The 13050-nt window shown below is 56.6% G+C and carries 8 protein-coding genes; 7 read left to right on the top strand and 1 reads right to left on the bottom strand.

What is annotated here, in order from left to right; translation table 11 throughout:
• Positions 1–41: 41 nt before the first annotated feature.
• Positions 42–1520 carry a cardiolipin synthase gene (gene cls / locus HMPREF2712_RS00360; protein ID WP_070818970.1) on the bottom strand — a complete coding sequence of 493 codons (1479 nt, stop codon included), beginning with the start codon at positions 1518–1520 and terminating at the stop codon, positions 42–44.
• Positions 1521–1695: 175 nt separating this feature from the next.
• On the opposite strand from cls, the gene HMPREF2712_RS00355 reads away from it, so the two are divergent.
• The 7 genes from HMPREF2712_RS00355 (at position 1696) to HMPREF2712_RS00325 (ending at position 13028) form a co-directional block, all read left to right on the top strand.
• A complete protein-coding gene (locus tag HMPREF2712_RS00355) occupies positions 1696–2367 on the top strand; it encodes a TetR/AcrR family transcriptional regulator (protein ID WP_005509236.1) in 672 nt (223 codons plus the stop codon).
• 104 nt (positions 2368–2471) lie between these two features.
• A complete protein-coding gene (locus tag HMPREF2712_RS00350; RefSeq protein WP_070818969.1) occupies positions 2472–4199 on the top strand; it encodes an MDR family MFS transporter in 1728 nt (575 codons plus the stop codon).
• A 516-nt stretch (positions 4200–4715) separates the two neighbouring features.
• The gene (locus HMPREF2712_RS00345; protein ID WP_005509238.1) at positions 4716–5711 is read left to right on the top strand and encodes an ABC transporter permease; all 996 of its coding nucleotides are present in this window, start codon (positions 4716–4718) and stop codon (positions 5709–5711) included.
• Positions 5708–6709, top strand: a complete 1002-nt coding sequence (locus HMPREF2712_RS00340; RefSeq protein WP_070818968.1) for an ABC transporter permease — start codon at positions 5708–5710, stop codon at positions 6707–6709. Before HMPREF2712_RS00345 ends, HMPREF2712_RS00340 begins: the two co-directional genes overlap by 4 nt.
• The gene (locus HMPREF2712_RS00335) at positions 6709–8802 is read left to right on the top strand and encodes an ABC transporter ATP-binding protein (protein WP_070818967.1); all 2094 of its coding nucleotides are present in this window, start codon (positions 6709–6711) and stop codon (positions 8800–8802) included. The genes HMPREF2712_RS00340 and HMPREF2712_RS00335 overlap by 1 nt, the downstream gene beginning before the upstream one ends.
• Positions 8803–9231: 429 nt before the next feature.
• Positions 9232–10929, top strand: a complete 1698-nt coding sequence (locus HMPREF2712_RS00330; protein WP_070483309.1) for an ABC transporter family substrate-binding protein — start codon at positions 9232–9234, stop codon at positions 10927–10929.
• Positions 10930–11297: 368 nt separating this feature from the next.
• Complete coding sequence (locus HMPREF2712_RS00325; RefSeq protein WP_070685243.1) at positions 11298–13028, top strand: ABC transporter family substrate-binding protein; 1731 nt, start codon at positions 11298–11300, stop codon at positions 13026–13028.
• The last annotated feature ends 22 nt before the right edge of the window (positions 13029–13050 follow it).

Raw genomic sequence — 13050 nt, 5'->3', positions numbered from 1 at the left:
TAAAACTGCCCACCCGGGGTTATCCGGGTGGGCAATTTTATTTAGAGGAGCGATGACCACAGTCGGCAGAGGTTCTCCGCCATCTTGATGCGGCGCGGGCGCTCCGCCCACTGGGTGTGCAGCAGCTCGGTGCAGACCTGCTCGTATTCGGCGCATACTTCATCCAGCATCGCCACCATTTTGCGGTCAATGACGAACGTTGACACTTCCATGTTCAGCGAGAAGGAACGCGGGTCCATATTGGACGAGCCAATGAACGCGATTTCGTCGTCGACCATCATGAACTTGGAGTGCAGCACGGTCGGGCTGGGGTACTGCAGAATACGCACACCCGCCTGCAACAGCTGCTCGTAGTAGGAACGCTGCGCCATGTTCGGTAGGAACTGGTCGCCCTTCTCGCACACAATCACGGTGGTTTCAATACCGGAGTATGCGGCGTTCGTGAGTGCCTGCAGTAGGGTCTCTTCGGGCACGAAGTAGGGCGAGCAGATGGTGATACGCCGCTCGGCATTGTAGATCAAGTAGTTGATGAGGCGCAGGTTGTTTTCGGTTTCAAAACCGGGGCCGGAGGGAACAACCTGGGCGCGCATCCCATCCTCGTAGTAGGGGATGTTGGTGTTAATTTCTGCCAGGATCAGCTGGTTCGTTTCGGAGTACCAGTCGGAGACGAAAACGGCGTTGAGCTCTTCAACGATGGGGCCGGTACAGGAGAAAGTCAGGTCCTTCCATTCCAGACCCTTCTTGACGTTTTCGGGTAGATCGTAGGAGCGGTGAATAGCGTTCTGCGAACCGGAGAACGCGACGCGGCCGTCCACGACGAGGACCTTGCGGTGGTTACGCAGGTCGGGGCGCTGCCACTTGAGCTTCCACGGTTTGAGCGGCAGCATGAGGCGCCACTGCATACCCGAGTCGTTGAGCATTTTCACGAGCTTCTTATAGGACGGGTATTTGCGGGAGCCGATGTGGTCGATGAGTACGCGCACCTGTACACCGCGTTTGTGGGCGGCGAAGAGAGCGTCCCAGAGGACTGCGCTCGCCTCGTCGTAGGCGGTGATGTAGAACTCGAAGTGCACGTATTTGGTGGCGCGGTCGACTTCTTCCGCCATGGCAACCATCGCGTCGTGGTTATCGGTGTGGAGGGTGAACTGGTTGCCGCCGACCAGGGGGAGCGAGCCGAGGGCGTAGTTGAGTTGGCTGGCTACCTTTGCCGGGTCGGAGAGGTCATCGGTGCGGGTGAGGAATGGCTTGTTTTCGCTGACATCGCGAATCATGTCGTTCATGGCGTGTTGGCGTGCGCGGCGGTAGGCGGGCAGGCGCGAGGAGCCGAAGACGAGGAATGCGATGAACCCTACGAAGGGGATGAAGAAGATTGCCATGAGCCAGCCCAGCGCAACCACGGGTTTGCGGTTGTAGGGGAGCCAGAAGAGGGCTGCGAGTCGGATGAGGATATCGGCTATGCCGAGTGCGAGGCGCAGCCAGTCGGGCAGGAAGTCGAGGGAGGTGGGGGCAAACAAGTTCACCCGTCTATTATGCCAGTATTTCGTGTGGGGCTTGGGAGAGCGGGTTTGCCGCTTCGTATGTGATGTGTCGGTATTGTGTGCTGGCGGTGGGGGTGGAGCTTAGCCGGCTATGCTGTGAGCCTTAACGCTAAAAATGCACTTGAGCATTGTGTGCAGTGGTGAAATAATTGCAGTTATGCAGAAAAAGGAACAGAGCCTTCGCGAACGCCGCCGCGAACAAACCTGGACGGCGATCCACGAAGCAGCCCTCAAACGCGTCCGCGACCACGGGATGCGCGGAACCACCGTTGAAGAAATCGCCCAGGAAGCGGGCGTCTCCCCGCGTACCTTCTTCAACTACTTCCCCTCCAAAGAGGACGCCGTCCTGGGTCTGCGTGAACCGGTGGTCAGCGAGGAAATCCTCGAAACAGACCGCGCCCACGAGGACGACAACACCATCATTCGTGTGACCCACCTTCTCTGGGAGGTCATTTTCCAGAGCTTCCACTACGCCAATGGCAAGGACCCTCGAGCTCCCTTTCAGGAGTTCCCCGAGTCCGCGAAACGAATGAAAATGCACTACATGAAGTGCGAACAGGTGCTTACCGAGTACCTGAACACTATTGACTGGGTGGCTTTTGATGCTGCCGGTCGCCGCGGCCCTTTCCCGCGCCGAACCCCCGCTGATCCGCTGACCGATCACTTCCGGGAGCGATCGCGCGCAAAGGTCCAGCTTGCCTCCGCGGTGCTTCGTCAGTTGGAGTTCGCCCGCGACCTGGAAGATAAAGAGGATATCGCCCGTCATATCCGCCAGACGGTGAAGACCTTCCAGTTCCTGCTTTTTGAGCAGAACCGACCGGCAATCTAGCGGCGGTTCACTGCCACAAATGACAAAAGCCCGCCGGAAACCGAATCCAGAGCCCGGCGGACACTCACAACAGACATATATAGAACGTAACTAAGGATTAAACGATGAGTACAGAGGAAAAGAAGCTACCTCAGCCGCCAGCCGGTGAGGCTAAGCAGGAAAGTAAAAACCGCATCCGCGCCATGTTCCTGGGCCTGGTCATTGTGATGCTCATGTCCTCGCTGAACCAGACGATTCTGGCGCCGTCGCTGCCCACGATCGTTGGTGAGCTTCACGGCGTGGAGCACATGAGCTGGGTGATTACCATTTTCATCCTGCTTTCGACGATTACGATGCCGGTCTACGGCAAGCTTTCTGACCAGTTCGGACGCAAGCCCTTCCTGATTTTTGCGATTGTCGCTTTCATGGCGGGTTCGATTGTTGGCGCGCTCGCGCAGAACATGAACTGGCTGATTTTTGCTCGTGGCCTGCAGGGTCTGGGCGGCGGTGGCCTGATGATTCTTTCTCAGGCGGTGATTGCTGATGTGATTCCTCCGCGCGATCGAGGCCGCTATATGGGTATTATCGGTGGCGTTTTCGCGTTCTCGTCGGTGGCTGGTCCGCTGATTGGCGGCTGGATTACTGAGGGTCCGGGTTGGCGTTGGGCGTTCTGGCTGAACCTGCCGCTGGCTATCCTGTCGATTCTTGCGGTGATTCTCTTGTTGCCGCACCGCCCGTTCCGTAAGCGTGAGAAGCACAGCATCGACTACCTTGGTTCGCTGATTCTGATGGCGGGTACGAGTGCGCTGGTGCTTGCCACGATTTGGGGCGGTAACCAGTACGAGTGGACTTCGCCCGAGATTATTGGTCTGCTGGTCTTCTCTGTGGTTGCTGCGCTGGTGTTTATCCCGGTGGAGAACCGTGCGGCTGAGCCGGTCATGCCCATGTACCTGTTCAAGAACCGTAACTTCCTGCTGACTCTGGGTGCTTCGCTGGCGCTGGGTGTGGCAATGTTCGGTGCGGTGGAGTATATCCCGACTTATCTGCAGATGGCGCTGGGTGTGAGCGCTACGGTTGCCGGTCTGCTGATGATCCCGATGATGGGCGTCATGCTGGTGGTGTCGATTGTGACGGGTCGCGTGGTGTCGAAGACCGGTCGCTATAAGCGTTATGTGACGAGCGGTACCGCGATTGTGGCGCTGGGCCTGTTCCTGCTGTCGACCGTGACTATTGAGACTCCGACCTGGCTGTTCTGTATATACCTTGCGGTGATGGGTGCCGGTCTGGGTATGTCTATGCAGTTCTTGACTCTGATTGTTCAGAATGCGTTCCCGGTGAGCGTGGTTGGTACCGCGACGGCGTCGAATAACTTCTTCCGTCAGGTGGGTGCTACTGTGGGTGCCTCGCTGGTGGGTGGTCTGTTTACCTCGCGTCTGACCTCGCTGATTTCTGAGCGTATGCCGCAGCAGGCGCTGCAGTCTTCGGGTAGCCATGCGTCTTCGTCTCTGACTCCTGAGCTGGTGGCGTCTTTGCCGGAGCCGGTGCACGGCATCATTGTGAATGCGTATAACGATGCGCTGATTCCGCTGTTCTTGTACCTGGTGCCGCTGGGTCTGGTGTCTACGCTGCTTCTGTTCTTCATTCGTGAGGATGCGTTGGCGACGACCCTGGAGACTGAGCCGGCTGTTGATATTGCTCGTGCGGCGACTGGCGCGATTCCGGTGATTACTCCGGAGATGGCTGCTAAGGACGCGCAGGCTTTGAAGAGCATGCACGGCTCTGCTCGTGCTCGTATTGATGAGTCGTTGAGCTCGGAGGCTTCGCCGGATTCGGAGCCTAACGCTAAGAGCTAGGGTCTTAGCACTAGATGCGGAGGCGTTGCCTTCCTATATAGGTGGCGCCCCGGTGCGAGTCGTGTGCTCATGCCGGGGCGCTGTTTTTGGCTGAGTTGCCTTAAATAGCGCGCTTAAGAGGTGTGCCTTAGTGCTTGGTTTAGGGGTTGGAAGTGTTGGTTTAGTCCCCTAAACGGTGGGTTTACGTGGTGTTTTACCCTGTTAAAGCGCTTATCGAAAAGGTTATTACGTCCCTATGTCGAGAGAATTGTTTCGGATGTAAAATTTTCGTAAAAATTGTTAATCCGCCCCTTTTCCCCGGTATTCCGGGGCATTTTTTTACCCAGCTCCCTTTTAGCTTGCATACAGGCTGTTCTAAGGGGTGAAAGTGCCCAATGTGGGTTTGGTGGAAGTGTTACAGGCTATATAAGATAAAGTAAATATGCTCCTAGTGACAGTCATCACGAAGCAGTGCACTGGGACAGCATGACACACATGCCTTAACACCGACATCTACACAAGGAGGGGAACCGTCCCATGTTTAGGTACATCCTCCAGCGATCGCTGACGTACCTCGTCATGGTCTTTATTACGACCACGATGGGTTACTTTGCTGCGGTTACTGCTCTGAAGCCTGCCCTCTTGGAGCAGGAAAAGGTTCCGAAGCCTAGCCCCGAGCAGGTGAACCGTAACTTCGCGTCCCTGGGTCTCGATCCCGAAATGAACCCCTGGGACCGCTACGTTCAGTGGCTGACCAATGTGGTCACCAAGTTCGATTGGGGCCGTAGCCCCAACGGCGCGTACATTAACCAGGAATTTGGCCAGCGCGTGTGGGTTTCTACCCGCCTGCTGCTGGTGGCTACCATTCTCTCGATTGTGATTGGTATTGCCCTGGGTGTGTACTCGGCAGCTCGCCAGTACAAGTTCTCTGACCGTGTTATCACCGGTTACTCCTACCTGGTCTACATCATCCCCGCTCCCGTTGCTTACTTCGTGGTGCAGCAGGGCGCGACCACTATCAACAACATTGCCGTTGCTAATGGTGGAGAGAAGATTTTCTATGTGACCGGTATTTCGACTCCGGGTCTGACCGGATTCTGGGAAATCACCATCGATATGGCGGCGCACTACATCGTGCCGACTTTCTGTATGACCATCTTCGGTTGGGCTGGTTACCAGATTGCACAGCGTCAGTACCTGCTCGATAACGTGAACGCTGACTTCGTGCGTACCGCTCGTGCTAAGGGTCTGACCCGCAACCAGGCGATTACTCGCCACGCACTGCGTGTCTCCTTCATCCCCGTGGCACAGTCCATCGCGTACCAGATTCCGCTGATTTTTGCGGGTGCATTCTTCGCCGAGACCGTCTTTGCATGGCCCGGTATCGGTAAGTGGTCGATTGACTCCATTTCCTCGCAGGACGTGAACGCTGCGACCGTGACCCTCGCGTACGGTTCTGCACTGTTCGCTGTCGGTGCGATCATCGCTGATATCGCTACCACCATCGTCGACCCCCGAGTGAGGATCTCATGAGCCAGGTAACTGCAACTTCCTCCGTACCGGTGGTACAGGAGAACGGTGACTTCAAGGTCATCAACAAGAGCGTTATTATTCTGCGCCGCTTCCTGCGTAACAAGGCTGCAGTCTTCGGCCTGTCCGTGTTTATCGGCATGGGTCTGTTCGGCCTGTTCGGTAAGTACTTGACCAAGTACAAGCCCAACGACATTGACTACATGGCGCTAGGTGAAGGCCCCTCGGCTGACCACTGGTTCGGTACCACCATCGCGGGTAACGACGTGTTCGCCATGATGGTCGAGGCCGTCTGGACCTCTCTCGAAATTGGTGTGATCGTTGGTTTCGTCACCGTGCTCATCTCCGCAGTCTACGGCTGTGTGATGGCGTACTTCGGTGGCTGGATCGACAAGATCATGCTGTTCATCCTCGAGACCCTGATCATGGTTCCCTCGCTGCTGATTCTGGCTATTCTGATCAACGGTCAGGTCGGTAAGCAGATTCAGAAGAGCGTCCCCACCTGGATTCTGCTCTCCGCTGTGCTGATTACCTTCGGCTGGATGGGTAGCGCCCGTGTTATTCGTGCAATGGCACAGTCCCTCATCAACCGCGACTTCGTGAAGGCTGCGCGCTACATGGGTGTGCACCCCTTCAAGATTGTGATGCGCCACCTGGTTCCGAACATCGGCTCCCTGCTGGTTCTGAACTTCACCAGCGGCATCATGAACGCTGTGCTTTCTGAGGTTGCCTACTCCTTCATCGGCATCGGTATTAAGTACCCCAACTACTCGCTGGGTTCGCTGATTTCGGATGCTTCGCAGCAGATTAACACCCTGCCGCACATGTTCTGGTTCCCGGTTCTGTTCTTCTTCCTGCTGGTTGGTCCGCTGGCCCTCATGAACGACGGTCTGCGTGACGCATTCGACCCGACTTCGATGTCGGTCGGTAAGATCAAGAAGTCCAAGAAGAACGAGAAGGCAGAGGCACCTGCTGCCGCTGCAAAGGAGGCGAAGAACTAATGAGTACCTCTCCCGTTCTGAGCGTTAAGGACCTCAACGTCCGCTTCAATACTGAGAATGGCGTCGTGCACGCTGTTCGCGGTGTGAACTTTGACCTGTACCCCGGTAAGACCCTGGGTATCGTGGGTGAGTCCGGTTCCGGTAAGTCCGTTGCCTCCATGGCGATTATGGGCCTGCACCCGACCACTGCTGACATCACCGGCTCGATTAAGTACAACGGTACCGAGCTGCTGGGTCTGAGCGATAAGGAAATGTGCGCATACCGCGGCAAGGAGATCTCCATGGTCTTCCAGGATCCGCTGTCCTCCCTGACCCCCGTGTACACCATTGGTGATCAGATTGCCGAGGTGCTCAAGATCCACAACAAGGGCATGAGCAAGCAGGCTATCAAGGACCGCTCCATCGAGCTGATGCGTATGGTGGGTATCCCTTCGCCGGCTGACCGCCTGCGTTCCTTCCCGCACGAGTTCTCCGGTGGTATGCGTCAGCGCATCATGATCGCTATGGCGATTGCGAATGACCCCCGCGTGCTCATCGCCGATGAGCCCACCACCGCACTGGATGTGACCATTCAGGCGCAGGTGCTGGAGGTTATGCAGAAGGCTCAGGAAGAGACCGGCGCAGCGACCATCATGATTACCCACGACCTCGGTGTTGTGGCTGGTATGGCTGACGACATTCTGGTGATGTACGCCGGTAAGCCGGTGGAGATTGCGAAGGCAGAAGACCTGTACAAGCATCCCTCCCACCCGTACACCATCGGTCTGCTGGGTGCGGTCCCGCGTGTGGACCGTTCCGAGAAGGTCTCCCTGGTTCCGATTGAGGGTACCCCTCCGAACCTGATTAACCCGGTGACCGCGTGCTCCTTCCGCCCGCGTTGCCCCATCGCTAAGAGCGGTGGCCAGTGCTGCCAGGACTCCAACGGCGAGCCCGATCTGCAGCTGCTGGAAGGCGTTGGCGAGGGTCACTACTCCTCCTGCACCATCTCTCAGGAGCTGGTCGGTAAGACCGCTGACGAGCTGTACCCGGTTCCGGAACCCCCGGTATCGAAGTACGACGGTATTCCGCGTGAGGAGCGTGCCCCCGTCCTGGAGGTCCGCAACGTCAAGAAGCACTTCCCGCTCATGAAGGGTGCACTGATTAAGCGCCGCGTGGGCACTGTGAAGGCTGTGAACGGCCTGTCCTTCGATATTCGTGAGGGCGAGTGCTTCTCCATTGTGGGTGAGTCCGGTTGTGGTAAGACCACCACCCTGCTGGAAATCATGGAGTTCAATAAGAACACCGACGGTGAGATTCTGATTAACGGAACCTCCACCAAGGACGGCAAGTCCGCAGGTGAGATTCTTGAGCTGCGTAAGAACCAGCAGATGGTGTTCCAGGACCCCACCGGTGCTCTGGATCCGCGCTTTACCGTTTACGAGGTGCTGGCTGAGCCCCTGGAAAACCAGGGCATGAACAAGGCAGACATCAAGAAGCGCGTCATCGAGCTGATGCACATTGTGGGTCTGCAGCCTGACCACGTGAACCGCTTCCCGAACCAGTTCTCTGGTGGTCAGCGTCAGCGTATCGGTATTGCTCGTGCGCTTGCTGTGAACCCCAAGCTCGTGGTTCTGGATGAGCCGGTGTCCGCACTGGACGTGTCCGTCCAGGCTGGTGTGATCAACCTTCTGGAGGAGCTGCGTGCAAACCTGGGTCTGAGCTACCTGATGGTTGCTCACGACCTCGCGGTGATTCGCCATGCATCCGACCGCGTTGCAGTGATGTACCTGGGTCGTATTGTTGAGATCGGTGACGTCGACCAGGTGTTCGACAACCCGATTCACCCGTACACCCGTGCACTGCTCTCGGCGATTCCGGTTCCGGACCCCGAGGTTGAGGCAAAGCGCCACCGCATTATGCTTGAGGGCGACCTGCCCACTCCGGTGAACGCGCCTAAGGGCTGTGGCTTCTCGAGCCGTTGCCCGGTCTTCAAGCTTCTGCCTGAGGACAAGAAGCGTCGTTGCTTGGAGGAGATGCCGGAACTGACCCCCGTTGAGGGCCAGGATCACGGTTATGCTTGCTACTACCCTGAGGCTGAGGCCGCTACGGTGTAGCTCTAGAGTCGGCTGAATAAGTCGCATGTGTGCCGAGGGGCGAATATTCGTTGAATATTCGCCCCTCGGGTTTTTTATGCCCGGTATTGGTGGGCTGTACGTTGTTCGAGATTGTCACCTAGTGAGACGGTGCGAGCCGCAGAATGTGGCGCTAGGCACTGAAATCCTCCAGGAAACAGATAAAACTGCACTGACTAGGTATAACCTTTCTCACCATTCAAGATATGAATATTTATGGAAGGGCTTTCCTGCCGGCAGTAAGCCATAATTAAGCCTGTGGGTGCGCCGCTAGGGGCGTACCTCAAGGAACACATTCATAGACCGGCACTAATTCATCGCTCACCGCAGCCTATTGCGGCGCATGAGCAGGGAACCCTTGACGCTTTCCTGCAGGATTATTGAGGGTCAAACGTATAAGAGGACACTCTCATGGAGAAGAATTTCATCCTGAACCGTCGTACCGTTCTCGGTGGCGCTGCAGCACTGGGTACCGCGGGCGTACTGGCTGCGTGCGGCTCGTCCAAGGACTCCAAGGCAACCACCCAGGGAGCAACCGCGGGTACCGATGCCAAGGAACTTTACGACATTGCTGAGACCGCTGTTTCGGACCTGAAGCAGGGCGGTACCCTGCGCCTGTCTGTGACTGCACTGGGTCCGAACTTCAACCTCTTCGGCACCGGTGTTACCTCCTACACCCAGGCTGCTCTGAGCCCCATGTACTACAGCGGTCTCTGGCAGGCTAACCCCATGGGTAAGCGCACCCTGTCTACCGACTTTGCAAAGAGCTTCGAAATCGCTGAGGAAAACGGTCTGCCCGTTGTCTCCATTGAGCTGAACCCCCAGGCTAAGTTCAACGACGGTACCCCCATCGACTACAAGGCGCTGCAGGCTACCTGGAACATCCTCAAGAGCGTCGATGGCGACTACAAGATTGAGACCAGCGGTATCTACAGCAGCGTTGGCTCCGTTGAGCGCGACGGTGATGACTTCAAGGTCAAGGTCACTTTCGCAAAGCCGTACTACCCCCTGAACATCCTCTTCGGTGAAATTCTGCACCCGGCTCTGCTGGATAAGAACCTCTTCAACGAAGGCTTCGTGGACAACCCGCACCCCGAATACGCTACTGGTCCCTTCACTGTAGCTGAGGGCGGCTGGAACTCCTCCGAGAAGACCCTGACCCTGACCCGCAATGACAAGTGGTGGGGCGAGAAGCCTGTTCTGGAGCGCATCGTCTTCCGTCAGATGGATTCCGCTGCTGAGCGTGCGGCGTTCAAGAACGATGAAATTGACGCTGCTCCCGCTACCGCTGCTGCAAGCTACAAGGAGCTGAAGGAAATTGCTAACACCGAGATGCGTCGCGGTGTTCGCCTCTTCTCCGGCGGCATGGTCATGAACCCCGCCCGCATGCAGGACGTTGCTCTGCGCCGCGCTGTGGTCGCTGGCATGAACCGTGAGGCAATTGCCAAGGTTCGTTTCCAGGGTCTGGATTACGAAGAGAAGCAGCCCGGTTCGATGATTCACATGCCCTTCTCCGAGTACTACCAGGATGTCTACCCGACCCCGAACAACGATGCAGCTGCTGCATCGAAGATTCTGGAAGAGGCAGGTTACACCAAGAACGGCGAGTTCTACGAGAAGGACGGCAAGCAGGCTGCCTTCAAGTACTCCGTCTTCGGCGAGGACCCCACCTCCAAGGCTGTTGCTCAGACCGTTGTTCAGCAGCTCAAGGCTGTCGGCATTAATGTTGAGCTCGAATCCCGCGCTGCAAGCGAATTCGGTAAGGCAATGCAGGCTAAGGACTACGACGCAACTGCATCGGGCTACGCTCTGAGTGACCCGGATGCTACCCAGGCTACCCAGCAGTTCTACCTGCGTGAGAAGCCCGAGGACGCTGGCACCGACGAAATCAATGAGATGATCGAGAAGATGAAGCTCATTGCTGACGACAAGGAACGCAACCTGGCATGTAACGAGATTGAGAAGAAGCACCTCTCTGAGATTGCTGTGCTGGTTCCGCTCTTCAATGGTCCCGAGTACAAGTTCGTCAAGAAGGGTCTGCGCAACTACGGCGTTTCCCTCTACCAGGGCAATGGTATTCACTGGGAGAAGGTCGGTTGGGCTAAGTAAGTCCTCTTCCCTTCACCTACTAGGTGAATAGCCTGGAGCTATATGAAAGTGTCCACCCGGATCATCCGGGTGGACACTTTTTGCATATCTGGAGGGGTGCTTTGGGTGCTTTTGTATATCGATGTAGGGGAGCGGTGGTATAGCTATCCGGAAAAATCCGAAAAATTCGCACAAAAACAGGGTATTCATGGTATGAATATTCAGAAAATACGATAAATATTAAGAAATATTGTGAAAATGCTTGGTTTCCGCTCCCGAGGTGCGCTACAGTGGAGTCATACAAAGTTATGCAGTGCTCTGTATAAATAATCATTACTTCGGGGATACGGGATAAACCCGCCCGCACAAGACAGAAGGAAACCACTCCCATGACCGCCAACACCGCATACACCGCGAGCAGCCACGAAGCGACCAAGAACAGCTTCAGCCGCCGCGCCCTCATTGGCGGCACCGCGGCTCTGGGAGCTGTAGGTCTGCTCAGTGCCTGCGGCAACGGCAGCGCAAGCTCTGAGAAGACCAAGGCAGCCGGCGCCGGTGCCAATATCGAAGACCTCTACAACATCAACGCTCAGGACGTGAACAGCCTGAAGAAGGGCGGCACCCTGCGCCTGCCCGCCGGATCCATCGGTCCGAACTTCAATTTCTACACCCAGAGCGGTAACACCAGCGATAACGTCAACGTTATGAGCACCATCAGCCAGGCCGGCATGTGGAACCTCGACTTTGACGGCACCTACAAGCTGAACACCGACTTCGCTGTCTCCTTCGAGCACAGCAAGAAGGACGATAAGATTCAGGTTGCCGTCAAGCTCAACCCCAAGGCTGTCTTCAACGATGGCACCCCCATCACCTACAAGGCGCTCCAGTCCACCTGGAACATCTTCAAGAGCCTGGATAACGGCTACAACATCGTCACCAGCGGCATCTACGAATTCGTTGAATCCGTAGAAAAGGGCGAAGACGACTACAGCGCAACCGTCACTTTCTCCAAGCCCTTCTACCCGCTGCAGAGCCTCTTCTCTGAGATTCTGCACCCCGCACTGGAAGACGTCGAGCTCTTCAACAACGGCTTCGTGGATGAGCCCCACCCCGAGTACTGGGCTGGCCCCTTCACCCTGGCGGATAAGGGCTGGGACTCCACCGCGAAGACCTTCAGTGTTGTGCCCAATGACAAGTGGTGGGGCACCAAGCCCCTGCTGGACAAGATTGTCTTTACCCAGATGGAGTCCAGCGCTGCACGTGCCGCGTTCAAGAACGATGAAATTGACGCTATCGGTGCGAGCACCTCCTCCACCTATGCCGAGGTGAAGAACATTGCGGGTACCGAACTGCGTAAGGGCACCCGCCTCTACGCCGGTGGCCTGGATATCAATCCCCGCCGCGTCAAGGATGCTGCCCTGCGTAAGGCAATCTTCGTCGGCACCAACCGTGAAGCACTCGCAAAGATTCAGTTCCAGGGTCTGCCCTACGAGGAAGCTATCCCCGGTTCGATGATTCATATGCCCTTCTCGCCCTACTACCAGGATTCTTACCCGACCCCGAATAATAGTGTTTCGGAGGCGCAGAAGATTCTGGAGGCCGCCGGCTACACCAAGAACGGCGACTACTACGAGAAGGACGGCACGAAGGCTGGCTGCGCAGTGGTGGTCTTCGGTGACGATCCGACCAACAAGGGTAAGGCTCAGACCTTCACTCAGCAGATGAAGGATGTCGGTATCGAGATCCGGATTGATCAGCACGCCGATAGCGAGTTCGCCACCATTCTGGGCAACTGGGACTACGATATTTCCTTCAGCGGCTACTCGGTCTCTGCTGACGCGACCGAGAGTACCAAACAGTTCTACTACTCCGAGAACAACGAAGGTATCGGCAGCAAGGAAATCGATGCCCTCATCGACGCCATGACCCTCATTGAGGACGACAAGGAACGTAACCTCGCCTGCAACGAGATTGAGAAGAAGCACATGGCGGAGTTCGCCTTCCTGGGCACCATTACGAACGGTCCTGACTTTGTGATGGTCAAGAAGACTCTGGCTAACTACGGTCCGCGCCTGTACAAGTCGATGGACTGGACTGCTGTGGGCTGGATGAACTCCTAAAAGGTGCCTGTCTTGCGAGCGG

The sequence above is a fragment of the Rothia sp. HMSC064F07 genome (assembly GCF_001837265.1).
GTDB lineage: Bacteria > Actinomycetota > Actinomycetes > Actinomycetales > Micrococcaceae > Rothia > Rothia mucilaginosa.
The sequence above is the reverse complement of the archived record's forward strand: the minus strand, read 5'-3'. Positions and strand labels throughout refer to the sequence as shown.